Raw genomic sequence first — 26,095 nt, forward strand, 5'->3', positions numbered from 1 at the left:
CAACACACGCCGCCATTGGCGTGCAATCGCGACGACCTTTTCAAGGCGCGTTCGAAAGTCTGACCTCACGGGCCGCGGCCATTATCCTTAACTGATAGTTGCCCAAGGCATGGGCCCATCTGGATATCGCGACTTCAACCGAGCAACCACGGAACACTAACATCTGAGTGCTCAAAACCAATAAATCCACCAACGACTGAAGCGGCGTCTCCAGAAGACCATTGCCGCACTTTCGAAGGGTCCCCAATTCCCCAATCAGCCGCCTGATGGGCGGACAACCCACTCAATGGGCTTGGCTCCTCAAAGGGGCCATCAAAAACGCAAACGTTGCTTTGCCCATCTTCTACGACAAGAGCGGTGGCGAACCAGCTCTCCACGTCAAAGACTCGCTCTCTGGATCGATCGATGCCGACATATAGCGAGGCATTGACAGCGTCCGAACGCCCGTCGTGCAGAGCAGCAAGGAGCTTGCGGCTTGTTTGAAAACCAGTCTGAAGCGACTCGCGAAGCTCCCCAGGGTTCTGCGGGAGTACAAACGGCGCTAGGCCTTGGTTGAATCGCCGACCGCGCTTCTCTATGGTGTCTGCCAAACCCAAGAGCGGGTGCTGCATGGACGATCCAAACCCAGAGTGCGCATGAATCATTCCTATTCGTTCAGCATTCCCCAAACAGCCAGCTCGCCGTAGTCGGAGGTCACGGAGAGGGTCGTTGATGAGAGCCGGCCACAGGGCCGAGGGAAAATACTCTACGGTGCGCCTCTCGCCGCCGAGCACCTCAAGCACAACCCAAGCGTTTAACGAAGGGTTGATGTCGACTAAATAACGGTGTGGGCTGGCGAGGCCCAGAGCGTGCGCCTCGGTCGACGGGATCAAAGATCGTATCGCCTCCTCGGCAGAAGCGGTCTGCGCCAGTATTTCTAATAGTTGGTCGGGGCTCGTGAAGTCAATATCACGCGTAGACACCCCGGCCTTCAGCGCATCCGCGATCAGCCACCAACGCACCCGCTCCGGTGGCAGAGTAAAAACCACACCCAGACTAACTCGAGGCGGGAAGACGTGCTGCATCAGACCATCAAGAGCCACATCTCGACCCTCTTGAGAATCAAAGAAGACGGCAGCTTCCAGCGGCATTCCCTCGACGCCCAGAGCGAAGCCCAAACCCGGGAGTTCGGCTGCCGTTCGACCATCCACGTCAGTCTTCTGCGCCTCCCTCATCGCCTCGCGGTGCCCCTCGATTCCTCTCTGACCGAGACTAACCGATGCGGATCGAAAAAATGGCATCAAAGGTCGCACGAAGGTGTCGAGAGCCCGCGACATGAGCCTTTGCAAGGGATAGGAAGCGAAGGCTCGTCCAATCTCTCCAACTATTGCTGCGAGAACGAACGCGCTGGGCGTCACCAAAGCAGTCAGAGAAAGTGCGGAGTTCGCAGCCCCACCAATAAATCCGAGTTCGCGCAACCTATCGAGAGAATCCAACGGATCATCGATATTTCCTGCTCGCAGAATAGCCCACTCGACTACGTCAGAGGTTGAGGCCATCAACTCGAAAATTGCGGAGGGGTCGACTACTTCAATTAGCGCCCAGAGTATTGCCAGTTCATCGCGATCGAGCGCCAGAAGATTTCGAAGATGCTGGTCGGAGGCTTCGACGGGTGCGGCTCGAATTAGATCCGAGATGCTCGCACAAATCCACATATCAACGCCTTCATTCGCCTCCAACCAGATCTTCATTGCCTCGATAGGCTCGGTTGCGAGGGTTCGCCGCTCCTTGTCCGTAAGAATTTGGTTCCAAATGTGGTTTCGACGCCGATCGTGAAACCACAAGAGGTCGTTGTCCGCAGTCACGAACATTTTCACCCTGTAGAGCGCATTGCGAATGGTTTCAAGGTGAACCATCTCGATTCCCATGTACTCTGCGAGGAATGTCTCGTCGGGCGGATCAGCAAAGACTGAGAGTTTCTTCGCGGCCGTTTGCAGCTCGAGGCTCAACTGGCCCCAGGCCGCGTCCAGCAAGTCGGCGGAATGGCCACCAGCGGTCAAGCCTCGGAGGTCCGCATTCTCGAGACTGAGTGCGATCGCCCGTTCGATAAAGAGCGGGTATCCTCTGGATACCTGCATAATCATGGTCCACTGCGAAGCGGGAATTTTGGCAGATTGGAGCCATCTGTCAACAGAAGCAGCAGGTATTGGGCGCAGGACTAATTGCCGAACTCCGCGGGATATGAGTTTAGCAAGAAGGTCCTGTCCCTGCTTGTCTGCGTCGCTCAAGGCAACCACGATGTTCACGCCTTCCCGCGCCGTTTCGGCGAGTACAGAAAGAAGCGCTGCATCGTTGGGGGACATTCTCTCGCCACCGTCCAACCGTATGACAATTGTCACACCGAGCCATCGCTGTATTTCCGAGGCAATGTCCATCAATTGCTCAGAGATGTCGGGTATCGTAAATCCATCGATCCGTTGCTGCAACGTTTCCGAAGCCGCTTGAAATACTTCCTTTAGTGCCTCCTTGGCGATCTTCATCGCAACCGGTCCGATTTTCTGCTCGACCACACCGAACAAGGTTTCGAGTGCCAGGGCTCCTGCCTGCTTCATCGCCGCACCTCCCCCACGGAGCGCCACCTTCCGTAGATTGAGCCAAAGTTCGTTGTGGCTCGGCACTGGTGCACTGCTTGCGTTCAACACGTCACCAAGTGACCTCGCGAACGAGTTCTGCAATGACCCGTCGACGTACCCGACTCTTCGTAAACCGCCGAGAAGCACCGGGGCCGGCCACCGGTACGCAAGGGCTTGGATCAGGGTGGACTTTCCGATGCCTGAGTCCCCAGCGACCAGCAGGACCCCGGAAGTCATCGAAGTGATCTCGCTCATCTCAACGTCGCGTCCCCATACCGCTTCGCTCACCATGGCATCAGCGTGCCCGACTTGCATGACCTTTCACAACAGGCGCGCACGGATGCGCCTACCCGCTGGGCCATGGCTTTACTGAAGGCGACGGCCTTCGCAGGCCCCTCTCAGGTCGTCCGTCGCGTGGCAACGCTCTTCCGTCCATGGGCTGGATCACCTATGGTCCCAGCAGGGCACCACGCACAGCACGCCTCCATCGACAAGTGCGCGGCTCGCCCGGTGTGGCTTCTCGGACTCAACTAGGCACTGAGGTGGCTGCGTCGGCGGCGTCATACCGCGATCCGGACGCCGGCGAGCTCCTCAAGCTGGCGCCACACGCGGTCGGCGCTGTCGCCCTCCGGGTCCCGCGTGCGCGCCGGCGGGTCAATGAGGACGGGCGCGCCACGGGGTGCCGTCCTGTCGCGCGTAGTAGTCGCCGCCCGCGGCTCCCGGGTCGGTGAGCGCTCGGACGGCAGGCCAGGCAGCCGAGTCCTTGCCCTGCGCCCACACCCGGCAGGCTCGCGGCAGCCCTGTTGTGAGATCAGGCGAAGCTGACGGTTGCCACCCAGTCGGTATCGATGTGCGACGCCTTGCAGATCCACGCGGCCCTGGGAGGTTCACCGTCGTCGGTCTGCGCGGCGACCGTGCCGGTGATCGACCAGGAGTAGAACTCACCCCACAACGAGAAGGACTCACCCTTGGCCGGTCCGTCGGTGAACGACGCGGAAGCCCGAGCCTGGAGCTCGTCCCGCACCTCGTCTTCGCAGACGGTCCGCGCCTCCTCCGCCGAACGTTGCTCGTCATTCTTGCGGGAGACGACGCCGGCGATGACACCGACGACGAGCACCGCGATCAGCACGCCAGCAGACACGAGCAGCCACCGATACAACCCGGTGCCTGATCGTTCTCTGTCGTCAATGATGCGCATGTTCGGAGCGTATCCGAGCACATCGCGTCGACTCTGAACCTCGGCGGATGGGCGGCCGGCCCCACTCCGCCCGTCGGACAGGGAGCGTGGGACGATGGCCGCCAGGACGAGACCCGAGGGGCTGGTGCGAGGATGCGACGACCGCTGCGCGCCGGAGCGCTCGTTCTTGTGGCGTCGACCATCGCCACAGCCGGGTGCACTGTCTTCGGCGAGGCCGGGACGTGTATCTCGTGGGCGCCGTTCGCCACGCCCGGCGAAGCGCTCGACAACGCAGAGCTGACCGTGACGGCGCGCATCCTCGACCGAGATGGGACTGCACACCTCTACGACACCGACGCCCACGTCTGGACGATGACGACGGACGGACTCGCGCCCCTGCGCGGCGAGGCCCCGTCCGAGACCGTGCGCGTCATCTCGACGCCGGTGACGTGCGAAGACGGCGGCCCGTACCCCGATGGCGACCCTCTCGACACCGACGACACGCTCGTCCTCTTCCTCACGCGTGACCAGGCCGGCGACGACTGGCGGACGCTCACCCCGCGCCAGGGAACAGTTCCGGCGGGTCCAGCGGGCGAGCTACCACAGGAGTGGCCGCATGGTCTTGACCGTCAGGCCCGCTGAACCGCCTGACGCGGAGCGCCTCGCGTCACTTCACGTGGCCACGTGGCGGGAGACGTACGCGCACCTGTTCCCCATGGCTTCTTCGACGAAGACCACTCCCGCATGCGCCAACGGATGTGGACCCACATCCTCGGCAACCCCCGGGACGACTGGACGGTCCGCATTGTCGAGATCGACGGGCGTGCGTGCGGTTTCGCGATGCTCTGGGTCGCCAAGCAGAATCCCCGGGCCGTCGCGTTCTATCGACGCAACAGATTCGAGCTCGACGGAGCCGAGCAGATCGATCCCGGAGCTCCGATGATCACGGACGCTCGCATGGTTCGATAGCGGCAACGTACTGCTCGGAGACGAGAGCAGGCACGAGCAGCCACCGATATAACCTGGTGGTTGATCGTTCTCTGTCGTCAACGATGGCCACCTTCGGAACGTATCCGAGCGCATCGCGTGGTCGACGCTCCGCACCCATCCGTTCGCGAAGTCCACCATCGGCGTCAGGACATCGTTGGGCGGGACAGGGGTTGCGCTTACGGCGGTGTTCGTTCCCGCTCATCTCAGTGCATCAGGACGCGGACCTGGTCCTCGATCTCCTGCGCCAGCTCGTCGACGGTGCGCCCGGCGTTGAAGGTGGCGGCCATCGTGATGAACATGATGGCCGAGACGACGTGTGCCCGGGTCGCGGCGTCGTTCGAGTCGGACCGGTCATCACGGCGCAGGACCTCGGCGATGGCCTCTTCGGTCTGGACGGTGAGCGCGAGGGCCTCGCGATGGTGGGGTTCTTCGGGGTCGCCGAAGACCATCTCGCGGAGGTAGGTACGGCCGTTCTCGACCTGGGCGCGGTTGCACTCGACGACGGGCCGGACGATCGCCATGAGCGCCGCGAGCACGTCGGGGGTCGCTGCCGCGGCAGCCCGTCCGCGCACGAGCGCGTCGGCGTAGGAGGAGTTCTGGACCAGCAGGAGGAGCTCGCCCTTGGTCTTGGCGTAGAGGAACAGGGTTCCTGTCCCGATGTCTGCCGCGTCGGCGATCTGCTGGGTCGTGACCTCGTCGACGCCGTGTTCGCTGAAGAGCTCACGCGCCGCGGCGGTGATCCGCTCGAGCTTGAGCTGCTTGTTCCGCTCGCGCCGACCGAGGGGCGCAGGACCAGCTGGCATGACGAGTGTCCTTCGAGGAATAGAATCTGACTGTACTCACTTATGAGCATAGTCGTTGTTGATGCGGTCCATCCATGGGACGGCATCGGTCATCTTCCCACGGGAGAGCCGAGGCTGAACGAGTCCGATGGCATCGGCACGGCCCATGAACGATCGAGACGAAGGACCACTGATGCCCGCCTCCTCTTCACTCTGGCAACCGCTCACGCTCGGACACATCGAGCTCCCGCACCGACTCGCCCTCGCCCCCATGACACGCAACCGCGCCGACCCCGACGGCACGCCAGGTCCCCTCGTCACGACGTACTACGCGCAGCGCGCATCGCTCGGGCTGCTCATCACCGAGGGCACACAGCCCTCCGAAGACGGCCAGGGCTACCTGGGAACCCCGGGCATCTACACCGCCCGGCACGTCGAGGGCTGGCGCGCGGTCGCCGACGCCGTGCACGACGGCGGAGGAGCCCTCTTCGTCCAGCTCATGCACGTGGGACGGATCTCCCACCCGGACAACACTCCGCACCACCGCCAACCCGTCGCACCATCAGCAGTCTCCGCCGAGCAGGAGATGTTCACGCCCACCGGACCGCAGACCACCCCAACCCCGCGCGAGCTGCGCACCGACGAGATCCAGACCGTCATCGGCGAGTTCCGCCACGCCGCCGCCTCCGCGATCGCCGCCGGTGCCGACGGTGTCGAGATCCACGGCGCGAACGGATACCTGCTCCACCAGTTCCTCTCACCCAACGCCAACCACCGCACCGACTCCTACGGCGGATCCGTCGAGAACAGGTCGCGGTTCGTCGTCGAGGTCGCTCGGGCCGTGTCGGAGGAGATCGGGGCCGACCGCGTCGGCATCCGCCTGTCCCCCGCGATGCCACTGGGCGGGATCGACGAGGGCGGCACCGAGGACGTCCACACCCAGTACGGGCACCTCGTGAGCGAGCTCGCACCCTTGAGGCTCGCCTACCTGCACCTGCACCACGTGGGCGACGACGAGCTCCTCCGCGCGTTGCGAGACGCGTGGCCGAGCGCGGTGCTCGTAGTTCGTTACGGCCGCACCCGCGACCAGATCTCCGACGACATCGACGCGGGCCTCGCCGACGTCGCACCGCTCGACAGGTGGGCCCTGGCCAACCCCGACGTCGTCGAGCGGCTGCGCACCGACGCACCCTTCACCGAGCCCGACGTCACCACCTTCTACACCGGCGGGGAGAAGGGGTACACCGACTACCCCGCTCTCGCCCAGGCCTGACACACCCCGCGGGCCGCCCAGGAGGCGGGCCCGCACCCGGCACGTCCACGTGCACCCGAACCGCACCTCCCGGCGCGGAGTACCACCACAGGAAGGCAGAAGACCATGCCCACTCTCCACGGAGCCGTTGTCCTCGTCACCGGAGCGAACGGAGGCATCGGGACCCACTTCGTCCACGACGCCCTCGACCGCGGTGCATCGAAGGTCTACGCGAGCGCCCGCACCCCCGCCAGTGGGACGACGAGCGCATCATCCCACTCACCCTCGACGTCACAGACGGCGCCTCGATCGCCGCCGCCGTCGCAGCGGCGCCCGACGTCACCGTCCTCATCAACAACGCCGGCGCCTCACCCGCGACCCCGGAGATCCTCAGCCACACCGACGAGGAGATCCGCGCCAACGTCGAGACCAACTTCCTCGGCCCGCTGTTCCTCGCCCGCGCTTTCGCTCCTGTCCTTGCAGCCAAGGAGGAGTCGGTCATCGTCGACATCCACTCCGGGCTCAGCTGGTACGCGGTCGCCGGGATCTACAGCGCCACCAAGGCGGCCCTGTGGTCGGCGACCAACTCGTTGCGCATCGAGCTCGCACCCGAGGGTGTCCACGTGGTCGGTGTCCACGTCGGCTACGTCGACACCGCGATGGCTGCGCACGCCGAAGGGCCCAAGGTCGACCCGGCCGACCTCGTCACGAGCGTCTTCGACGCTGTCGAAGCCGGCGAGTACGAGGTCCTCGCCGACGAGACGTCGGTCCAGCTCAAGGCCGCTCTGAGCGCACCGCTCGAAGACCTGTACCCCCAGCTCGCGAAGGTCGCTCAGGCCTGACACCCGGAGCAGAGCCGCAGACGCGGGGCGCACCACCGAGCGTCTGCGGCTCTCTGGCCCGGTCTCGCGAGAGACCGGGGACCGTACGAGGACCTACGGGGCGAGGAAGCGGACTACGGCGGGGGCGAACTCCTCGTGGCGCTGGAAGATGCCGCCGTGGCCGGAGTCGGGATAGATGATGAGCTCGGACCCGGGGATGCGCCGGTGCAGGTCTTCGGAGAGGACCGAGGGGACCATGCGGTCGTTGTCACCGTTGGCGACGAGGGTGGGTTGGGTGATTCCCGACAGGTCCGAGGGCACCGAGCGACCGAACTTCTGGATCGCCCTGAGCTGGGTCTGGAACGCTCTGGTCGAGATCTTCGCGTCGCGGTCGACGGTGCGCTCCCCGAGACGGCTCACGAAGGCCTTCCCGGCATGCTTGCCCGTCGCGTTGCGGTTGAAGAAGAGGAACTCCTTGGGGTCAGACCGACTCAGCGTGGCGCGGAGGATGTCCCAGTAGGTGGTGCGGACGACCTTGTCCATGTCTTTGCCGCCGCGGGGACCGGTGCCGGTGAGCACGAGCCGGCGCACCAGGTCAGGGTGCTCGAGAACCAGATCCTGGGCGATCATGCCGCCCATGGAGAAGGAGAAGATGTCGACCTGGTCGTATCCGAGGGCCGTGACAAAGGCGTAGGCGTCGTCGGCCGCCTCCTCGATCGTCGTCGGAAAGGTCCCGCTCGAGGCGCCGACGCCGCGTTGGTCGAAGGTGATCACGTGACGCCCCCGGGCGATGGGGTCGACGATGCGCGGGTCCCAGTTGTCGAGGGTCGCGGCGAGGTGGACGAAGAACACGACAGGGATGCCGCCCTTCGGCCCGAGCTCGCGGTAGGCGTACGTGACGCCCCCGGCGGTGACGGTCCGGGTGGGTGCCTGCGCGTAGGACACGATGACGGGTTCGGTGCTGGCGCTCATGGTGGGGCTCCTGGGTCTGGGTGATGCTCGAGGCTGGGTGGGGTGTGGTGCTGCGCGACGCTCAAGGGGCGCGCCCCTCAGGGGACAGTGATGACGGCCTTGCCCTGGATGCCGCCTGCAGCCAGTCCCGCGAGAGCGGTGGGCGTCGTGTCGAAACCGGAGACCTTGCCGACGACGGGTCGCAGCACACCGGCGTCGACGAGCGCGGTGATCGCGCGGAGCTGGTCGCCGCTCGCGTGCATGAAGAGGAACTCGTAGCTGACGCCAAGCTTCTTGGCATGGCTACGGACCTTGCGGCTCAGGGCCCTGATCGCCAGGCGCAGCACGGGGTTCAGTCCGGCCTCGCGAGCGAACGTCGGGTCGGGAGGCCCCGAGATCCCGATGACCTTGCCGCCCGGCTTGAGGATGCGCAGGGACTTCTCGAGGTTCTCCCCGCCGAGACTGTCGAGCACGAGGTCGTACCCGGTCAGGAGTGCCTCGAAGTCTTGAGACCGGTAGTCGATGACGACGTCGGCGCCGAGACCACGGACGAGGTCGGCGTTCGTCGCGCTGGCGGTCGTCGCGACGGTCGCACCGAGGTGCTTGGCGAGCTGGATCGCGATCGACCCGACTCCCCCGGCGCCGGCGTGGACGAGCACCTTCTGGCCGGGGCGCACCGCCCCTCTCTCGACGAGCGCCTGCCACGCGGTCAGCGCGACGAGAGGGAGCGAGGCCGCCTCCTCAGTGGTGATCGACGTCGGCTTGAGCGCCAGGTCACCTTCGGCGACGGCGACACGCTCGGCGAAGGTTCCGATCTGGTCCTTTCGTGGCCGGGCGTACACCTCGTCGCCGGCCACGAAGGCGCGGACCTTCGCACCGACGCCGAGCACGGTGCCGGCGACGTCGTGGCCGAGCGTCAACGGGAGGTCGTACGGCAGGACCTGCTTGAACTCCCCCGAGCGGATCTTCTCGTCGAGCTGGTTCAGGCCGGCGGCCTGCACCTGCACCAGGACGTCATGGTCTCCGACGACAGGCTCGGGGATGTCGGCCTCGTGCAGCGGGCCCCTGTACTCGGTGATGACGAAAGCTCTCATGGGGTGTCTCTCTCTGGATGGTGGAACGGGATGTGGGGATGCGCTCAGCGGCGCAGGAAGACCTGGGCAGCGAGGACGACCGCATGGTGGTGCTGGAAGACGGCTCCGTGACCCGAGTCCGGCAGGACCATCAGCGTCGATGACGGGATGAGGCGGGCCAGCTCGGTGGCGTTCGCGGGCGGAACCATCGAGTCGCTGTCACCGTGGATGACGAGCACACGACCGGCAACGGCCGTGAGGTCCGCTGACTGCTGCGTGCCCCATCCGCGGACCGCGCTCAGCTGCGTCCTGAGGACTCCGGGAGTGACAGGCCCGTCCCGTCCTGCGGTCCGTTCGCTCAGTCGGACGAGGTAGTCGCGCGCGCTTCGGCGGCCTTCTGGAGAGCGGGTGAAGAAGAGCAGCACCCTCGGGTCCTTGCGCGTCGCGAGCGCCCGCAGCGTCGTTGACATCATCACGCCGGTCATGCGGGTGAGGCCCGGACCACCTGCCGGTCCAGAGCTCGCGAGGATCAGCCGGTCGACGAGGTCGGGAGCGCGAGCGACGACGGCCTGGGCGACCATCCCGCCCATCGACAGCCCGAAGAGATCGGCGCGATCGTGACCGAGAGCTCTAATGACAGCGACCATGTCCGCGCCCATCGCGCCGATGCTGTGGCGGGCTCGCCCGGTGGACGTCCCGACACCGCGATACTCGAGGGCGATCAGGTGGCGGCCCTGGGCGAGGCCGTCGACCACCCTGGGGTCCCAGCCATCCAGGTTGGCTCCCAGGTGCGTCAGGAGGACGAGCGGGGTCCCGGAGCGTGGGCCGAGCTCACGGTAGGCAAAGCGCGCCCCCGCAACCGAGACTGTCGACGTCGGGGCACGGTAGTAGGCGGAGCTCCCGTCTGACATCGACACACCCCGCTCCTGAGGTCTCGCCACCCGGTCGATCCGAGTTCACTCAATTCTGAGTATGCTCAGAATAAATGTCAAGGGCTCGGGAGGTGAACCCGACCCCATGGACCTGAGGGGCCCGACAGAGCTCGTTCAGTAGCGGCAACGGACTGCTCGGAGACGAGAGCGAGCACCCGACGGCACGGGCGCGGGGCGCGGGCAGCTAGGCGAGATGCCCGACGAAGTTCAGCTCACGGACAGCACGGTTGTGAAAGTAGTCGTCCTCCTCCAGCGTCGTGATCCCGCCGGACGTGAACCGGAAGGCGACTCGCCCGGCGGCCTCCATGGGCATCTCGACCCACGCCGCGAGGACGAACGTCGCTGCCATGCCGTGGGTGACCACGACCTGCTGACTCACGGGTGACGACAAGATGTCGGCCATGGCCGCGTAGACGCGCACCGCCAGGTCCCACTTCGTCTCCGCTCCGGGGATGCCCTCGTCGTGCCGCATCCGGTCACCGACCGGGGGCGGCGGGATGAAGCGTGCGTCCAGCCACGCCTGGGGTTTTCCACCTGCTTCTCCGTAGGACTTCTCCCGCAGCCGGGGGTCGAGGCGGACGCCAGTGTCCATACGGTCTGCGACGAGCTGCGCGGTGCGGCGTGTCCGCAGCAGGTCGGAGGAGACGACCTCCGCCGGTCCGCCGTGGGAGAGGCGTGCGGCCAGCTCGACCGCGACACGCTCGGCGTCGGATCGCCCCCGCTCCGTGAGGTCGGAGTCGTACTGGCCACCGACCAGCCGATCCACGTGGTGCGTCGCCTCGGGGTGCGTCACGACGTAGATGGTCCTCACGTCGGTGTCCCTCCTGTTCGCTCACGGCCGCGGGATAGCATCCCATCACCGAACCGCTTGCTACCCACATCGTGAGGACGACCATGGGCAAGGTTGCTTGGGGATTCACCTGTTCGATCGACGGCTTCATCGCCGGACCCGGTCATGACATGGGCTGGCTCTCGACCGCCGAACCGATGCCGGAGGGTGCCACCGAGCGCATGGCGGGCGAGGTCGCGGTGATCATCTCCGGCAGGGCCGGCTACGACGCTGCGAAGGCGCAGCAGGGCGAGCGGGACGAGATGACCGCCGAGGCGTACGGTGGCGCGTGGTCGGGTACCGAGATCATCCTCACCCACCGCCCCGAGGAGCTGGCCGACGACCCGTCCGTCATCGCGATGAGCTGCGACATCGTCGAGGCAGTCCGCCGCGCTCAGGAGATCGCCGGCGACAGGGACGTGCAGATCATCAGCGCCGACATCGCCCGCCAGGCCCTCGAGCACGACCTCGTCGACGAGCTGCAGGTCTTCGTCGCGCCGGTGTTCCTCGGCGACGGGACCCGCATCTTCGACGTCCCAGGTGGACGGCGATACGACTGGGAGCTCGTCGACGTCTACGAGGGCGCGGAACGCAGCTTCGGGCGGACCTACCGCCCGAAGCGGGCCGCCGGGCAGGCGGGCGCTCCCTGACGTCGCGTTGCTCACGGCCTATGGGGTGTCGGGCCGCTGCCGCCTGTTCGCCTCGGGTGTGGGTGGTGCCGGCCAGATGGCGCGCAGGATCCGGATCGTCTCGTCGAGGCTGGTGCCGGCACGGGTGCTGGCACCAGCGAGATTGCGGGCCGCCTCGAGGACGGGTCGCGTCGTCGTGGACGCGGTCGGGCTGACGCGGGTCCCGCTCCCGGTCCGGCTGACGAGCAGCCCCTCCGCCTCGAGTGCTCGATAGGCCTTCCCGACGGTGCCGGGGGCGACACCGAGGTCCTTGGCGAGCTGACGCACCGAGGGGAGGCGTTCGTCCGCCGCCAACCGACCGGTCGAGACCAGCCCACGGATCTGGTCGTGGATCTGGTCTGCCGGCGGTGCGGATCCGGACAGCGTGATGATCATGGTTCGACCGCGACCGGCACCTGGCGGCGTGACGGGACGGCCGACAGCGCCACCGAAGCCCAGAGTGCGACCCCCGTCGCGGCACACAGCAGGGACGCGATGACGAGCGCGGGTTGGAGAGCAGAGAACGTCGTCCAGAAGCTCACGGGCCCCTCAGACGTGCTCATGGTCGATCGTATCGACGCGGTCGCGGCGAGAGAGCTGAAGACCTGTCCCAGGTGCAGGAGCAGCGCGCCGGTCGCGGCCGTGACGATGTTGCGGGTCCTGACGGTCCGCACGCGGATGTCGAGCTCCCGGTCCTCGGCGAGTGCAGGGCGTGCGACGAGTGACATGCCGACAATGGCGACGACGAGCAGGATGCCCACGGAGATCATGGCCGGGACGGAGTAGAACCATCCGTAGATGCTCGTTCCCATGCTGTACTGCCCGAGGTCCACGGAGTACGCCGTGTAGCGACCTGTCGTCGGGTCTGGCTCAGATGCTGCGCCCGCCAGGATCGTGAGCAGAAGGACGAGAGCAAGGACAGTGCCGGGGGCGACGAACCACCTGGCTCGGGCGAAGGACACCAGGGACCGCCGGGTGAGCTCCGCCGCGCCGCGTCCACCCCGCGCACGGACAGGGATCGCGAGGAGCGCTACGCCAAGGATCCCGAGCAGCACGGGGACGGCGAACCTGTTGTCGACGTACCAGACGCGCACAGGGACTGGCGCCTCGACGGGCAGCAGGAACGGCACGCCCAGGACACGTGTCACGATCTCACCCAGCAGGGCGAGCAGCACCGCGGCGAGCGTGAACCCGCTCACCCAGCCGACCGGCAGCGCAGTGGAGCGCCCCCAGATCAGGCGCCACACCACCGCGAGGACGATGCCCGCGACGAACGAACCGAACACCCACAGATACAGCCACACCACAGGCCACGCCCTCTCACTCGCTTGTGTCATCCAAACGATACACTTATGTGTCATCGCGTTGATACACTCGCCAGCTCGTGGCCGATCCGTTCACCGGGACGTCCGCGTCGAACGACGGGGCGGCGACGGAGCCTTCACCGTCGCCGCCCCGTCCTCGACGGTCAGCCGACCGAGTACTCCGCGCTGTCCGTGACCTCGAGGCCGCCGGCGAACTGTGCCGCAGCCTCGCCGTCCCAGTGCAGCTCGGACGGCAGCTGGACGGACAGGTAGCTGCCGTCCGACTCGGCCACGAAGACGCCGAGGGTCCCGGACGGCTGGTGGTCGGCGCCGAGCATGTCGTACACGAACGTCTCGGCGCCGTCGACCGTGAAGGTCTCCGCCTCGAGGGACGTCGGCAACGACTCGGCGCCCACGAGGCTCGCGACGATCCGGCCCTCGAACGAGTTCGCGTCAGCGCCGGAGTCGTCGCCGTCAGCCAGGATGAGGTTGCCCTGGTCGGACGACAGGACGTGCCACCCCTCCGGGACCTCTGCGATCGTGAAGCCGGCGGGCTGCTGCTCGGTGTAGGTCACGAGGTCCACCGCAGCGGCCGGACCGGCCGTCGGCCCGAGCGAGAGACCGACAGCGACGGTCGCCGCGAACGCGCCGGTCAGTCCGGTGCCGACGAGGCCGCGGCGACGACGGCGTGCGTGCTGTCCGCGGTGGACGTCGTCGTCGAGGGTGGAGGGGGTCGGCGCGCTGTCGAGGTCGGCGGCGGCACGGTTCATCAGGGTGGTGAGGTCGCTCATGACAGGCTCCCGGCGTGGGTAGGGGTGGAGGCAACGGTGAGAAGGGCGGTGGTGCGGGCGGGCCCGTCCGGGACCTGCGGCACCGGTGAGGTCTCGGGTGCTCCGCCCGTCCGCAGCACGGGACCGAGACGGAGCTTGAGCTTGTCGAGCGCTCGCGAGGTCTGGCTCTTGACCGTGCCCTGCGTGCAGCGCAGGGACCGTGCGGTCTCCGCGACGCTCAGGTCGTGGAAGTACCGCAGCACGACGGTCGCCCGCATCCGCTCCGGCAGCTCGCCGAGCGCCGAGTACAGCAGGCGGGTGTCGTCGGACACCGCCCCGCTCCCCGTCGCGGTGTCCGGCATCTGCGAGCGCAGGTCCTCACGCTTGCGACGCGTCGACCGCATCTCGTCCGTGAACGCGTTCACCAGCACGCGCCGGGCGTAGGCCCTGCGGTTCTGCACCCCGCGCAGCCGTGGCCACGCGAGGTACATCTTCGTCAGCGTCGTCTGCACCACGTCCTCAGCAGTGTGCTGGTCCCCCGCCGTGAGGAGAGTCGCGGTGCGCACGAGCAGCTGACGGTTCTCGGCCGTCCAGGCCCGGAACTCGTCGTCCGATGTCATGTGGTCCTCCATCTGTCCATGCCCCTCAGACGGGTCCAGGACGACGAACGGTTGCACGCCCATTCGATCAGAGCACAGCGCGGCACCTCGACGGGATCCTCGTGCGACCTCGGGTGGGGACGAAGATCCGTCGTAGGACCGAGGTGGCCCGCTGCCCGGACCGGCACGATGGGCTCATGACCACCGCACCCGAGACCTCCCCCTCTTCCCCCGGAACGGTCCGTTCCATCGTGTCGTGGTGTCGTCGCGAGGCGGTCACCGTGGTGCTCGCGCTCGTCGTCGCGGGCTTCCTTCTGGTGACGCCCGCCTACCCGAACCCGATCTACATGGAAGCGAACGGCGCTCTGTATGACACTCCTGACCACGGTGCCATCATGGTGTTCTGGTTCGTCGCGGGATCGTCCGTCGTCGCAGGTGTGCTCCTCGCCAAGCGATCCACCCTCCTAGCGACAGGGCTCACGCTCCTCCCGTTCCTCATCGTGCCGTGGTGGCACGCCTTCGTCTGGGGGTGGTTCCTCGGCACGATCACCGTCGCCGTGGTGGCTGCGACCGTGTCGTGGCGTCGCGCCGTCGCGCCGTACGCTGCGGCGCTGGCGATCACTGTCTTCTACTGCGGCACCGAGACTCCCGCCGTCCTGCCGATCGGGTTCGTCACAGCGGGAACGTTCCCGGCCTCGCGGTTCGCGTCTTTCGTCGTCTACGTCGTAGCCATCACCGCGGTCGTCGCGATCAGTGCGAGCGTCAGCGCACTGGAGCGTGCCCGGCAACGCCAGGTCGCCGCTGCCGCGCAGGAGACCCACGCCCTCCACGTCGAGCTCGTCGCCGGCGAGCGTGCACAGGTGGCGCGGGACCTGCACGACGTCGTCGCGCACCATGTCTCTCTCGTCGCCGTGCGCGCGGAGAGCGCGCCCTACCAGTACCCCGACCTCGGGGAGGACGCCCGAGCGGTGCTCGCGGACATCGCCGACGACGCCCGGCAGGCGCTCGGCGAGCTCCGCCAGGTCCTCGTCGTCCTGCAGCGCGCCGACGGGAGCGTCGACGGGCAGCAGAACAGGGCACCCCAGCCACAGGCGGCCGACGTCGAGGAGCTCGTGCGCAGTGCCCGGACCGCCGGTCAGCGCGTCGAGGTCGACGGCGAGTGGGGCGCCGTGCCGTCCGCGCAGGGGTACGTCCTGTACCGCGCGGTCCAGGAAGGGCTGACGAACGCGCGACGCCACGCACCACGCTCCGTCGTGACGCTCGACCTCACGCGAGCGGAGGCCACCATCGGCTTCACCATGACGAACCCCGCACGGGGTGCAGGTGCTGCGGAGCCGGGGCGCGGGATCGTCGGGATGCGCGAACGCGTCGAGTCCCTCGGGGGCACCATGACCGCAGAGCTCGCGAACCACCGGTTCCTGCTCACGGTCTCCCTACCGGTGGACGTCACTGCGGACCAGCGCGCGAAGGTCGACGCGTGACCGGCGCAGGCGGGACGACGACGCTCGGGACAGCAGGAGCCAGGACGACCGTCGTCGTCGCCGACGACCAGGCCGTCGTCCGCCGCGGCTTCGCGGCCATCCTCGGCTCCGCTCCGGACCTCGAGGTCGTCGGCGAGGCGGGCGACGGCGCAGAGCTGCTCGACCTCGTCGCGGCGCAACAGCCTGACGTCGCGGTGGTCGACGTGCGGATGCCCGTCATGGACGGCATCGTCGCGACCCAGCGCATCACCGCCGAGCACCCCGGCACGCGCGTGCTCGTCCTCACGACCTTCGACCTCGACGAGTACGTCTACGACGCGCTGCGCGCCGGGGCCAGCGGGTTCCTCCTCAAGGACGTCACCGCGACCCGGCTCGTCGAGGGTGTGCGCCTCGTCGGCGACGGGTCGATGCTCCTCGGTGCCAACGTGACCCGTCGGCTCGTCGCCGACTTTGCCGTGCCCACCCGCCGAGCAACCCCCGTGCCGGGGCTCGACGACCTCACGCGACGCGAGCGCGAGGTGCTGCTCACCGTCGCACGAGGGCTGTCCAACGTCGAGATCGCCGTCGAGCTCTTCATCAGCGAGGCAACCGTGAAGTCCCACGTCTCGGAGATCCTCCGCAAGCTCGGCTGCCGCGACCGCGTGCAGCTCGTCATCGCCGCATACGAGAGCGGGCTCGTCGACGGGGCCGACGGCTCAGACGCCGAGGCCGGCGGCGCACGCCCCGACACCTCTCGTCGTGCCTGACGTCGCGGCCACCGGCCCGCTCCTCGTCGCCCTAGTCCTGCTCAGCGGGCTCGCGGTGGGTCTCGTCTCGACGGTCGTGCCGGTGCTCGCCGTCGAGGCGTACGTCGTCTCCGCAGCCCTGACCGCGTCGCTGCCCCTCGCCCTCGGTGCCGCAGCCGCGGCGGCCGTCGGGCAGACCGTGGGCAAGGTCGCCGTCTTCCTCGCCTCGCGCCGCGCCGGGGAGCGCTGGCGCAGCGACGACCGCGCGTCGCGCCGGTCGCCACGCTGGTCGTCACGGACGAGGCCGCGACGGACACCAGGTCCGCGCGAGGTGCGGGCCCGACGGTGGCTCGCCGACGTCAACACGCACGCGCTGCGGCTGCTCGGCGGGCGTCCTGGTCCGGCTGTCGTCCTCGCGAGCGGTGCCGTGGGCATGCCGCCGCTGCTCCTCGTCGCCGGGTACGCCGGCCTGTCGACGATGCGCGTCGGGACGTTCTCCGTCGTCGTCCTCCTCGGACGGGTCGGACGGTTCGGCGCGCTCGTCCTCCTGCCGACGGCGTGGTGACGCTCCGGGGCGCCGCCACGCTGACCCACCGCCTCCGAGGCCTTCACAGGGGACCACGCTGTAGGAGATGATCGAGAGCGCCAGCCGCTTGACCCTTACTCAAGCGGTCGTCGTGCGAAAGAGGGGCGGGCCCGTGGCTCGAGGATCAGCATCGCCGAGACGTCATGGGTGAGCCGGCGGGTCTGGCCGCGATCTACCAGCACCTCCACGAGAACCCGGAGCTGTCCTTCGACGAGACCGCAACCGCTGCGCTGGTGGCCGCGGAGCTCGACCGCTGCGGCTTCGACACGACGACCGGCGTCGGTGTCACCGGTGTGGTCGGCGTGCTGCGGAACGGACCCGGCCCCACGGTGCTCCTGCGTGCCGACATGGATGCGCTCCCGGTCGAGGAGCAGACCGGTCTCGCGTACGCGAGCACGGCACGCGCCACGGACCCGCACGGCCGCGACGTGCCGGTGATGCATGCGTGCGGTCACGACATGCACGTCACCTGCCTCATCGGAGCGAGTCGGTCCCTCGCCCTCGACCGGGACGCCTGGTCGGGCACACTCGTGGTGGTCTTCCAACCGGCCGAGGAGCTCGGCACCGGCGCCAGGGCCATGATCGAGGACGGCGTGTTCGACCGCTTCCCGCGGCCGGACGTCGTCCTGGGACAGCACGTCAGCCCCCTTCCCGCCGGCACGATCGGGCTGCGGTCCGGACCGGCTTTCGCGGCCTCCGACGCCCTCCGCATCACGGTGCACGGACGAGGCGGGCACGGCTCCCGACCCGAGGTCACCATCGACCCCATCGTCATCGGCGCCTCGATCGTGACGCGGCTGCAGACGATCGTGTCGCGCGAGGTGGCCGGCACCGACGTCGCGGTGCTCACCGTCGGCGCGTTCCACGCGGGCTTCAAGGAGAATATCATCCCGGACTCCGCCGAGCTCTCGCTCAGCGTGCGCACGTTCGAGGCCGGGGTGCGCGACCGTGTCCTGGCTGCCATCCACCGGGTCGCGGCGGGCGAGGCCGCGGCCGGCGGGGCGATCAGAGAGCCTGACGTCGTGCTCGTCGAGAGCTTCCCCGCAGTGGTCAACTCATCGGCGTCGACCGACCGCGTCCGCCAGGCCTTCACCACGGCCTTCGGCACGGACACCCTGGTCGACCCCGGGCTGGTGACCGGAAGCGAAGACGTCGGCCTCCTGGCCAGCGCCGCAGGGGCAGAGTGCGTCTACTGGCTGCTCGGCGGCGCCGACCCCTCCCACTTCGCGGCAGCTCAGAGCACAGCCGAGGTGCTCAGCACCGTCCGGGACCTGCCCTCCAACCACTCCCCGCTGTTCGCGCCGACGATCGAGCCGACCCTCACGAACGGCGTGGCCACCCTGACCACCGCTGCCCTCGCCTGGTTGGCTCCGCCGGGGCGCTGAGACCGCGGACGCACGAAGGTGCCTGCCGAGCGGAGCCTCCGCGCAACGGGATCGCGTCGCGAGCCGCTCCTAGACTGGGCGGATGCCTGACGTCCGTCCCCTCGAGCTGCCGACGCTGCGCGGCCCTCGGGTGTGCCTGCGCGCGTGGCGGAACTCGGACGTCCCGGCTGTCCAGGAGGCGTCTCACGACCCGCTGATCCCGCTCATGACCTCCGTGCCGTCAACGCCTGGCGAGGCGGAAGCCCTGGCATTCGTCGCTCGCCAGCACGACCGCCTCCGGACGCGCGCGGGCTACGTCTTCGCGGTCGCCGACGCGGAGGACCTCACGGTGGGTCTCATCGGGCTCTTCATCGCTCCGGGCGCCGGCGCTCGTGCCAGCATCGGCTACTGGATCACGGCCTCGCGACGGCGTCAGGGCTACGCTGCGGAGGCGCTCGGCGTGCTCACCTCGTGGGCGCTGACCCACGTGGACGTCGACCGGCTGGAGCTCTACGTCGAGCCGTGGAACACCGGCTCATGGCGTGCGGCCGAGCAGGCCGGCTACGCGCGCGAGGGGCTGCTCCGCGCGTGGGAGCGGATCGACGGCACGCCGCGCGACATGTACATGTACGCGCAGCTGACGGCCGGTACCGCGCACGGCGTCTAGCTAGCCGTCCATCAGCCAGGGTCGGCGGCGACGTCGTCCGAGGCCTCGCGCGTGCGGTGGTAGTGGCGGCGCGCCTTCATGCGGTTGCCGCACACCGCCATGGAGCACCACTGTGCGCGGTTGCCGTGGCTGCGGTCGATGAGGAAGAGGCGGCACTCGGGGTTGCCGCAGGATCGGAGCCGTCCCGGTCGAGTCCGCTCGAGCTCGCTCCACGCGATCACCGCGCGGGCGGCGAGGAGGTCGTCCTCCGGTGCGTGGAGCAGCCAGACGAGCACACCGGAGTCCATCGAGGGAACCTTCGTGGCGCCACCGACGAACGGAGCGAGCGTGCGGGGGTCACCCTCTCCCCGCACCACCGTCTGGAGGACCTCGCGGACCCGGCGGACGGTCGTCACCTCTCCGGGCGTCCCGGCGCCGCCGTGCTGCGTGGTCCAGGCGGCAGCGAGGTCGTCGTCGCGCAGCTCGTCGGTCACCACGCCGCCGTCGGCGGGGGTGGTGTTGAGCAGCGCGAGGAGCAGTGCGTCGTCGTCGGGAACGGACCTCATCCCCCAATACTAACCCCATAGCGCTGCATTGACAGGTTAGTCCTGCGACCCTATGGTCGACCTAACCACACAACGGCAATTAAGGAGTTAGATCATGACCGAGATCCACCACCGCCTGCGCACCGTCGACGGGCACGAGATCTTCTACCGGGAGGCGGGCGACCCAGCCGCTCCCACCCTCGTGCTGCTGCACGGATACCCCACCAGCTCGTTCATGTTCCGCCACCTCATCCCGCTGCTCGCCGACCGGTTCCACGTCGTCGCACCCGACCACCTCGGCTTCGGGCTCTCCGCAGCGCCGAGCGTGGACGAGCTCGACTACACCTTCGACGCCCTGGCCGACGTCACCGAGGCGCTCCTCGCCGACCTCGGCATCGACAGCTACGCGATCTACGTCCAGGACTACGGAGCCCCCGTCGGCTGGCGACTCGCCCTCCGCCGACCGGACGCGATCACCGCGATCATCACCCAGAACGGCAACGCCTACGAGGAAGGCTTCGTCGACTCCTTCTGGGAGCCCGTGCTCGCCTACCAGCGCACGCAGGACGAGACGACGGAAACCGCCGTCCGCGGTGCGCTGAGCGTCGACGCGATCCGCTGGCAGTACCTCACGGGCGTCGCCGACCCGACGCTCGTCGACCCGGAGACCTGGCTCCACGACCACGCCCTCGTCTCCCGGCCCGGCAACGACCTCGTGCAGCTGGCGCTCTTCCGCGACTACGCCACGAACGTCGCCATGTACCCGCAGCTGCACGAGTACTTCCGGACCAGCCAGGTCCCCCTCCTCGCCGTCTGGGGCGACAGCGACGAGATCTTCGGACCCGACGGGGCCCGCGCGTTCGTCCGGGACCTGCCCGCCGCACAGATTCACCTCCTGCCCGGCGGGCACTTCCTCCTCGAGAGCGCAGTCGACCAGGTCGCCGACCTCATCCGGGACTTCCTCGGGTCGCTGCCGAGGGAATAGGCCGCCGTCCCGGGTTCTTGTCGCCCACATGAGAGCAATCGTGTACTCCAGCCCTGGCGCCTCGTCCGTCCTCTCCCTCGTGGACCGAGCAGCCGCCGACCCGCGGCCTGGTGAGGTGCGGGTCCGCGTCGTCGTCTCCGGCGTGAACCCGACCGACTGGAAGGCGCGCGCCGGCGGTGACGTCGCCTTCCCCGAGGTCGTCCCGAACCAGGACGGCGCAGGTGTCGTCGACGCTGTCGGCGAGGGCGTCGACAGCCTCGAGGTGGGCGACCGCGTGTGGCTCTACCTCGCAGCGCACGGTCGCCCGACCGGCACCGCCCAAGAGTTCACGGTCCTCCCCGCGGACCGTGCCGTGCGGCTGCCCGACGGCGTCGACCTCGACGTCGCCGCCAGCCTCGGCGTCCCGGCGATGACGGCGCACCGCGCTCTGACCGTCCACGAGCACGGGCCCTCCCGGCTCGCCCCGGGCGCTCTCGCCGGACGCGTGGTCCTCGTCCAGGGCGGAGCCGGTGCCGTCGGCCACGCCGCGATCCAGCTCGCCGCGTGGGCGGGCGCGACCGTCGTCGCGACGGTGAGCAGCGACGCGAAGGCCGAGCTGGCCCGCGCCGCCGGGGCGCACCACGTGGTGCAGTACCCCGACGACGCGCTCGCCGACCGCATCCGCGAGATCGCGCCCGACGGCGTCCACCACGTCGTCGAGGTGTCTCCCGGCCAGAACGCGGCACTCGACGTGGAGGTCATCGCCAACCACGGCAGCATCGCGTACTACGCGAACAACAACGGTGAGGACTTCACCGTCCCGATCGTCCAGAGCTTCATCAAGAACGCCCGGTGGCAGGGCCTGCTCCTCTACACGGTGGGCCCCGAGGCGCTCCACGCCGCCGCGGAGGACATCACGGCCGCGCTGCACGACGGCGCGCTGCCTGTCGGCGAGGCCGCCGGGCTCCCGATCACGTGGTTCCCGCTCGAGGAGACCGCTGCCGCCCACGACGCGGTCGAGAACGGCACCACGGGCAAGGTCCTCATCCGGGCCGCCGAGTAGACCGACAGCGGCCCGGCACGTTGGCCTGAACCGTCAGGCGCTCGTACTCCTGCGGTTGAAGAGCAGGTGCACCAGTCGCGTGACAGGGCCGGTGCGCACCTCGGTCGGCCACGACGGTGCAGGCCCTGGGGCGGCCGCGGAGGCGAGCACCGCCGCGCGGACCTCGTCGAGATCGGCATCGAGCGTCTGCAGGATGCGTGACGCCCGCGCCGCGGGTTCCAGGACGGCGAGCCAGAGGACCGTGCTGCTCAGCCTGGTCTCTCTCGGCAGCTGTCCGCCCTTGCGGAGCTGACCCCACTTGGCCGATGCAGTGTTCAGTGCGGACTGCAGCTCGGACGCGTGTCGCTTGCGCGGCGTGCGGCGTGCGGGCGGCGTCTCAGCGACCTGGGTCGCGACGGTCGAGAGACCCAGGTTCCGGAGGAGAGGCGCATCGTCGTCGGCGTTCACGACGGCGTCGCGCACAGCCTCGTAGCTCACGGTGGTGGCCACCGAGGTGACGTCGCCGGTCAGCGGACCTCCCTGTGCCAGCAAGCCGAGGAGGACGTGCTCCGAGCCGTAGAGGTGCGCGCCGAGAGCTGTCGCCTCGCGCTCCGTGGCGGTCATGGCATCGGTGAACGAGTCGTCATAGATCAGCATCTGAGTCCCATCGTCGGGGGCCGCGGGTGCGGCCGTGCTTCTTGTGGACCGTCTGGCGGGTCACTTCCAGGGAGGCGGCGATCTCTGCCCACGACATTCCTGCCGCGCGGGCGCGCGCCACGTGCAGGTCTTCCAGACGAGCAGCCAGCCGACGCAGCGCCACGACCGTTCGGAGACCCTCGGCGGGCTCGACCGCGACAGCCTCGACCTCCATCGACTCGATATTCATGATGTCAGCCTAGGCTGACACCGATGGAGTGTCAACCTGATCTGACATTCGTGGCGCTGCCGGGCCTAGGGAGCGATCGTCAGGTTCGCGACGCGGCCGGCCGCGTCGGTCGTGAACCGGTGATGGAGGTCCACGCGACCGCCGGGGAAGTTCCCCTCCACACGGACGAGCACGTCGAGGGCGTCGCCGTCCTGCTCGACCGACAGGCGGGTCGAGGTGGTGGTGAACTCGCTCGCCGCACCGGTGAGCCATTCCCGGATCTCGTCGTGCCCGAGGTAGGTGCGGCCGTCGTCCACGACGGTGGCGTCCGCCGCGAACACCGCGAGGGCGGCTGTCGCCTCCTCGGCCTCCTTGAGGTGGAAGTAGCGGTCCGACGCTGTCAGGTCTGGTCCGGTCATGATTCTGCGCCTCCTGTGCGTGCCGTCCACGGCGTGCGTTGCGTCCGTGCGTCCGTGCTGCCGACGATCGACCTTCCCGTCGGGGGAAGGTCAAGCGCCGGCACGGGCGGCTCAGCGGACGGTGCGGAAGATCGGCCAGCCGATCTCGGTGACGGCCTCGCTCCCGGCCGCCTCGTACTGCAGGTACGTCTCCCGGACGGGCCCCTCGATACCTAGTTCGTGACGTGCCACGTGAGCACCGAGAGCCCCGTACACCTGCGGGACGGTCGCGTCCCTGCCGCGGTGCGTCGCCACCGCCAGGTCGACCGCCTGCAGTGTCTCGGCCCGCGCGCGACCCGTGAGCGCCACCGCCTCCCCGAGGTCGTGGACAGGGACGTACAGCGCAGCGTCGCCCCTCTCGTCGAGGAACAGCGCGGTCTCCCAGAGACCACCGCGCGGACCGGCCGCCTCGATTCCCGCCCGTTCGACAACCTCGGACAGCTCTCTCGTCGCCGCGGTGTACCAGTCGCCGAGCTCCGAGAGGTCGATGGTCTCGCGGACGAGCACCACCGGCGTGGGTGGGACGCTGCGGTAGCGGACCACGGGCGTCTCGGCCGGCGTCTCCAGGAGACCCCTCAGCGAGCTGACGGCCGCCCGGGTCTCCTCGAGCCGCGCCTCCATGCGGTCGAGGTGGGCGGCGATCACCGCGTTGCGCTCGGCGACGCCGGGGGCGGCGAGGATCTCGCGGACGTGGTCGACGGGCACGTCCAGCGACCGCAGGGTGCGGATGACCTGCGCGTCGGCGATCTGCTCGGGTGCGTAGAGGCGGTACCCGCTCGAGGCGTCGACCCGCACGGGCTCGAGCAGACCGACCTGGTGGTAGAAGCGCAGGGCCTTCGCGCTCAACCGCGTCGCACGAGAGAAGTCACCGATGGTCATCGTCGTCGTCACCGCACCATCCTCGCCTCACGCGACTCTGGCGACGGTCAGCCCGTCGCCGCGCGAGCCCGGCCGTAGCGCTCGTAGACCACGCGGGAGCCGAACGTCCTCGTCTCGAGGAGGTCGAGGTGGACAGGTTCGGTGACCGGCGGGAGATAGGGCGTCCCGCCGCCAAGGACGATCGGGTTGCGGAACATGCGCATCTCGTCGACCAGCCCGAGCTGGATCGCCTGTGCGGCCAGGTTGGCGCCGCCGATCGAGACGTCCTTGTCCGTCGATCCGAGCGCTGCCGCGACCTCTTCAGCCACCGACCCGGTGGCGAGGCGTGCGTTGCCCTCGACCGAGTCGAGCGTGCGGCTGAAGACGACCTTCGGCAGTGCGCACCAGATGTCGGCGAACGCGGTCCGCGGCTCGTCGTGACGCATCAACGGGTCGGTCTCCCAGACGAGCATGGTCTCGTAGAGCCGGCGACCGCAGAGATAGGCCCCGAGCTCACCCACCTGCGCGGTGGCGAAGCGGAACTGCTCCTCGCTCGGGGCACCCCACCCGATGCCGCCGGAGCGGTCCGTGATGAATCCGTCGACCGACACGCTCATCGAGACGAGCAGCATGATGCCACCCTCCTTCCGCAGGCTCCGATCGTCTCGCACCGGGCGGCTCGTGCCAAGCACCGTGCGCCCCCGAAGCGAACGCGGATACTGGTCGGGTGTACGCCGAGACGCTCCTGGAGCACGGAGCAGCGATCTGGACGTCGCACGGCAGCGGCGGCGCAGTCGTGCCGGCTGACGGCTGCGTCGACCTCATCCTCCGCGACGACGAGGTCCTCGTCGCCGGGCCGTCGACCCGGTGGATCGCGACACTCGCGGACGGGGACGACGGCTCTCTCGGCCTCCGTCTCCCGCCGGGCCGGGCGAGCGGGGTTCTCCGGCTCGACCTCTCGGAGATCAGCGACGCGCTGCTGCCGCTGCGCGACGTCCTGCGACGCGACGCGGTCAGGCCCCTGCGGGCGGCGCTGCTCGGCGCTCGGACAGGGACGCAAGGTGCCGTCGGTGCGGTCGCGGGCGAAGCGCGCGCGGAGGACCGGTGGACGGTGCTGGCTCGTCGTCACGCGACGGTGGGAACGCCGGCGCGACAGGTGGCCGGCGCGCTCGGCGTGTCAGAACGGACCTTCCGTCGGCAGATGCTGGCCGCCTTCGGCTACGGGTACGCGACGCTCGTGCGCATCGAGCGGTCGCGGCGCGCGCAGGCACTCCTGCAGGATGGCGCCGCACTCGTCGACGCTGCGGCCGGGGCGGGATACGCCGACCAGCCGCACCTCTCGAGGGAGTTCCGGCGGATGGTCGGCGCGAGCCCGGGTCAGTTCGCGGCGAGCGCCGCGAAGAGGTCGACGGAGTTGCCGTCCGGGTCGAGCAGCGTCGCGTAGCGCTGACCCCAGCGCGCGTCCCACGGTTCGACGTGCGCGGCGTATCCGGCCGCGGTCAGCCCGGCGAACGCCTCATCTACCTGCGCGGGCGTGCCCTTGTCGAAGGCGAGCGCGATGTGGTGCCCGCCGGTCGGCGAGACGTAGCCGGGGTCGAACCCGCGGATCGTCTCGACGGTGTCCCACGCCAGGGCCGTTCCGTCGTCGAGCCGAGCGTCCACGTGCGGCGCGTCGTCCTGGCCGTCGTCGATCTGCACCCCCAGGGCTCGGTAGAAGGCCAGCGAGGCTGCCATGTCGCGGGTGACGATGCCGATGAAGGCGAGTCTCAGTGTCATGCCCCGACGGTACGGCCGCGTGACG

General features: G+C 68.7%; 30 protein-coding genes and 1 pseudogene. 13 read left to right on the top strand and 18 right to left on the bottom strand.

Features of this window, described 5'->3' with window-relative positions; translation table 11 throughout:
* Positions 1–134 precede the first annotated feature (134 nt).
* Together ABKW26_RS12375 and ABKW26_RS12380 are read right to left on the bottom strand one after the other, a co-directional pair.
* Positions 135–2,591, bottom strand: coding sequence for a hypothetical protein (locus tag ABKW26_RS12375; protein ID WP_348594070.1), 2,457 nt, complete (start codon positions 2,589–2,591; stop codon positions 135–137).
* 832 nt (positions 2,592–3,423) lie between these two features.
* Positions 3,424–3,810 carry a hypothetical protein gene (locus tag ABKW26_RS12380; RefSeq protein WP_348594071.1) on the bottom strand — a complete coding sequence of 129 codons (387 nt, stop codon included), beginning with the start codon at positions 3,808–3,810 and terminating at the stop codon, positions 3,424–3,426.
* A 132-nt stretch (positions 3,811–3,942) separates the two neighbouring features.
* Here ABKW26_RS12380 and ABKW26_RS12385 point away from each other — a divergent pair, with 132 nt between their 5' ends.
* Together ABKW26_RS12385 and ABKW26_RS12390 are read left to right on the top strand one after the other, a co-directional pair.
* Entirely contained in the window at positions 3,943–4,431 is a 489-nt protein-coding gene (locus ABKW26_RS12385) for a hypothetical protein (protein WP_348594072.1), read from the top strand.
* A 102-nt stretch (positions 4,432–4,533) separates the two neighbouring features.
* Positions 4,534–4,758: a hypothetical protein gene (locus tag ABKW26_RS12390; protein ID WP_348594073.1), complete on the top strand. Its 225-nt coding sequence runs from the start codon at positions 4,534–4,536 to the stop codon at positions 4,756–4,758.
* 224 nt (positions 4,759–4,982) lie between these two features.
* Here ABKW26_RS12390 and ABKW26_RS12395 read toward each other — a convergent pair whose 3' ends face one another.
* Positions 4,983–5,582: a helix-turn-helix domain-containing protein gene (locus ABKW26_RS12395; RefSeq protein ID WP_348594074.1), complete on the bottom strand. Its 600-nt coding sequence runs from the start codon at positions 5,580–5,582 to the stop codon at positions 4,983–4,985.
* Between the two features lie 172 nt (positions 5,583–5,754).
* On the opposite strand from ABKW26_RS12395, the gene ABKW26_RS12400 reads away from it, so the two are divergent.
* Entirely contained in the window at positions 5,755–6,834 is a 1,080-nt protein-coding gene (locus tag ABKW26_RS12400) for an alkene reductase (protein WP_348594075.1), read from the top strand.
* A 105-nt stretch (positions 6,835–6,939) separates the two neighbouring features.
* Positions 6,940–7,655 (top strand): annotated as a pseudogene (locus ABKW26_RS12405) (SDR family oxidoreductase).
* A gap of 93 nt (positions 7,656–7,748) precedes the next feature.
* On the opposite strand, the gene ABKW26_RS12410 reads toward ABKW26_RS12405, so the two are convergent.
* The 4 genes from ABKW26_RS12410 to ABKW26_RS12425 form a co-directional block, all read right to left on the bottom strand.
* Entirely contained in the window at positions 7,749–8,606 is an 858-nt protein-coding gene (locus ABKW26_RS12410) for an alpha/beta hydrolase (RefSeq protein WP_348594076.1), read from the bottom strand.
* A gap of 77 nt (positions 8,607–8,683) precedes the next feature.
* Positions 8,684–9,679 (bottom strand): NADP-dependent oxidoreductase, encoded by a 996-nt coding sequence (locus ABKW26_RS12415; RefSeq protein ID WP_348594077.1) that lies wholly within the window; start codon positions 9,677–9,679, stop codon positions 8,684–8,686.
* A 44-nt stretch (positions 9,680–9,723) separates the two neighbouring features.
* Positions 9,724–10,569 (bottom strand): alpha/beta hydrolase, encoded by an 846-nt coding sequence (locus ABKW26_RS12420; protein ID WP_348594132.1) that lies wholly within the window; start codon positions 10,567–10,569, stop codon positions 9,724–9,726.
* A 205-nt stretch (positions 10,570–10,774) separates the two neighbouring features.
* Positions 10,775–11,401 carry a histidine phosphatase family protein gene (locus tag ABKW26_RS12425; RefSeq protein ID WP_348594078.1) on the bottom strand — a complete coding sequence of 209 codons (627 nt, stop codon included), beginning with the start codon at positions 11,399–11,401 and terminating at the stop codon, positions 10,775–10,777.
* 83 nt (positions 11,402–11,484) lie between these two features.
* Between ABKW26_RS12425 and ABKW26_RS12430 the strand changes: the two genes are divergently transcribed.
* Complete coding sequence (locus tag ABKW26_RS12430; protein ID WP_348594079.1) at positions 11,485–12,069, top strand: dihydrofolate reductase family protein; 585 nt, start codon at positions 11,485–11,487, stop codon at positions 12,067–12,069.
* 18 nt (positions 12,070–12,087) lie between these two features.
* Here the strand turns inward: ABKW26_RS12430 and ABKW26_RS12435 are convergent, their stop codons facing one another.
* The 4 genes from ABKW26_RS12435 to ABKW26_RS12450 form a co-directional block, all read right to left on the bottom strand.
* On the bottom strand, positions 12,088–12,483 hold the full coding sequence (locus ABKW26_RS12435; protein WP_348594080.1) for a GntR family transcriptional regulator: 396 nt from the start codon (positions 12,481–12,483) through the stop codon (positions 12,088–12,090).
* Positions 12,480–13,394, bottom strand: coding sequence for a hypothetical protein (locus tag ABKW26_RS12440; protein WP_348594081.1), 915 nt, complete (start codon positions 13,392–13,394; stop codon positions 12,480–12,482). The genes ABKW26_RS12435 and ABKW26_RS12440 overlap by 4 nt, the downstream gene beginning before the upstream one ends.
* Before the next feature lie 161 nt (positions 13,395–13,555).
* The gene (locus ABKW26_RS12445) at positions 13,556–14,182 is read right to left on the bottom strand and encodes a hypothetical protein (protein ID WP_348594082.1); all 627 of its coding nucleotides are present in this window, start codon (positions 14,180–14,182) and stop codon (positions 13,556–13,558) included.
* On the bottom strand, positions 14,179–14,781 hold the full coding sequence (locus ABKW26_RS12450; protein ID WP_348594083.1) for a SigE family RNA polymerase sigma factor: 603 nt from the start codon (positions 14,779–14,781) through the stop codon (positions 14,179–14,181). The genes ABKW26_RS12445 and ABKW26_RS12450 overlap by 4 nt, the downstream gene beginning before the upstream one ends.
* A 176-nt stretch (positions 14,782–14,957) precedes the next feature.
* Between ABKW26_RS12450 and ABKW26_RS12455 the strand changes: the two genes are divergently transcribed.
* The 5 genes from ABKW26_RS12455 (at position 14,958) to ABKW26_RS12475 (ending at position 19,583) form a co-directional block, all read left to right on the top strand.
* Positions 14,958–16,241, top strand: coding sequence for a histidine kinase (locus ABKW26_RS12455; protein ID WP_348594084.1), 1,284 nt, complete (start codon positions 14,958–14,960; stop codon positions 16,239–16,241).
* On the top strand, positions 16,238–16,987 hold the full coding sequence (locus tag ABKW26_RS12460) for a response regulator transcription factor (protein WP_348594085.1): 750 nt from the start codon (positions 16,238–16,240) through the stop codon (positions 16,985–16,987). Before ABKW26_RS12455 ends, ABKW26_RS12460 begins: the two co-directional genes overlap by 4 nt.
* Positions 16,980–17,531 carry a hypothetical protein gene (locus ABKW26_RS12465; protein ID WP_348594086.1) on the top strand — a complete coding sequence of 184 codons (552 nt, stop codon included), beginning with the start codon at positions 16,980–16,982 and terminating at the stop codon, positions 17,529–17,531. Before ABKW26_RS12460 ends, ABKW26_RS12465 begins: the two co-directional genes overlap by 8 nt.
* Positions 17,532–17,695: 164 nt before the next feature.
* The gene (locus ABKW26_RS12470; protein WP_348594087.1) at positions 17,696–18,937 is read left to right on the top strand and encodes an amidohydrolase; all 1,242 of its coding nucleotides are present in this window, start codon (positions 17,696–17,698) and stop codon (positions 18,935–18,937) included.
* An 82-nt stretch (positions 18,938–19,019) separates the two neighbouring features.
* Positions 19,020–19,583, top strand: a complete 564-nt coding sequence (locus ABKW26_RS12475; protein WP_348594088.1) for a GNAT family N-acetyltransferase — start codon at positions 19,020–19,022, stop codon at positions 19,581–19,583.
* 11 nt (positions 19,584–19,594) lie between these two features.
* On the opposite strand, the gene ABKW26_RS12480 is transcribed toward ABKW26_RS12475, so the two are convergent.
* The gene (locus ABKW26_RS12480; RefSeq protein ID WP_348594089.1) at positions 19,595–20,128 is read right to left on the bottom strand and encodes a CGNR zinc finger domain-containing protein; all 534 of its coding nucleotides are present in this window, start codon (positions 20,126–20,128) and stop codon (positions 19,595–19,597) included.
* Between the two features lie 94 nt (positions 20,129–20,222).
* Between ABKW26_RS12480 and ABKW26_RS12485 the strand changes: the two genes are divergently transcribed.
* Together ABKW26_RS12485 and ABKW26_RS12490 are read left to right on the top strand one after the other, a co-directional pair.
* Positions 20,223–21,092, top strand: coding sequence for an alpha/beta fold hydrolase (locus tag ABKW26_RS12485; protein WP_348594090.1), 870 nt, complete (start codon positions 20,223–20,225; stop codon positions 21,090–21,092).
* Between the two features lie 28 nt (positions 21,093–21,120).
* Positions 21,121–22,134 (top strand): NADPH:quinone reductase, encoded by a 1,014-nt coding sequence (locus tag ABKW26_RS12490; protein WP_348594091.1) that lies wholly within the window; start codon positions 21,121–21,123, stop codon positions 22,132–22,134.
* Between the two features lie 33 nt (positions 22,135–22,167).
* On the opposite strand, the gene ABKW26_RS12495 is transcribed toward ABKW26_RS12490, so the two are convergent.
* The 5 genes from ABKW26_RS12495 to ABKW26_RS12515 form a co-directional block, all read right to left on the bottom strand.
* Positions 22,168–22,770 carry a Clp protease N-terminal domain-containing protein gene (locus ABKW26_RS12495; protein ID WP_348594092.1) on the bottom strand — a complete coding sequence of 201 codons (603 nt, stop codon included), beginning with the start codon at positions 22,768–22,770 and terminating at the stop codon, positions 22,168–22,170.
* Positions 22,757–22,999, bottom strand: a complete 243-nt coding sequence (locus ABKW26_RS12500) for an RNA polymerase subunit sigma-70 (protein ID WP_348594093.1) — start codon at positions 22,997–22,999, stop codon at positions 22,757–22,759. Before ABKW26_RS12500 ends, ABKW26_RS12495 begins: the two co-directional genes overlap by 14 nt.
* A 65-nt stretch (positions 23,000–23,064) precedes the next feature.
* Positions 23,065–23,397, bottom strand: a complete 333-nt coding sequence (locus ABKW26_RS12505) for a nuclear transport factor 2 family protein (protein ID WP_348594094.1) — start codon at positions 23,395–23,397, stop codon at positions 23,065–23,067.
* 111 nt (positions 23,398–23,508) lie between these two features.
* Positions 23,509–24,327, bottom strand: coding sequence for a MerR family transcriptional regulator (locus ABKW26_RS12510; RefSeq protein ID WP_348594095.1), 819 nt, complete (start codon positions 24,325–24,327; stop codon positions 23,509–23,511).
* A gap of 35 nt (positions 24,328–24,362) precedes the next feature.
* Positions 24,363–24,926, bottom strand: a complete 564-nt coding sequence (locus ABKW26_RS12515; RefSeq protein WP_348594096.1) for a dihydrofolate reductase family protein — start codon at positions 24,924–24,926, stop codon at positions 24,363–24,365.
* 95 nt (positions 24,927–25,021) lie between these two features.
* Between ABKW26_RS12515 and ABKW26_RS12520 the strand changes: the two genes are divergently transcribed.
* Positions 25,022–25,738 carry a helix-turn-helix domain-containing protein gene (locus tag ABKW26_RS12520; protein WP_348594097.1) on the top strand — a complete coding sequence of 239 codons (717 nt, stop codon included), beginning with the start codon at positions 25,022–25,024 and terminating at the stop codon, positions 25,736–25,738.
* Here ABKW26_RS12520 and ABKW26_RS12525 read toward each other — a convergent pair.
* The gene (locus ABKW26_RS12525; RefSeq protein WP_348594098.1) at positions 25,672–26,070 is read right to left on the bottom strand and encodes a VOC family protein; all 399 of its coding nucleotides are present in this window, start codon (positions 26,068–26,070) and stop codon (positions 25,672–25,674) included. The genes ABKW26_RS12520 and ABKW26_RS12525 overlap by 67 nt on opposite strands.
* Between the last annotated feature and the right edge of the window lie 25 nt (positions 26,071–26,095).

The organism is Sanguibacter sp. 25GB23B1 (assembly GCF_040012415.1).
GTDB lineage: Bacteria > Actinomycetota > Actinomycetes > Actinomycetales > Cellulomonadaceae > Sanguibacter.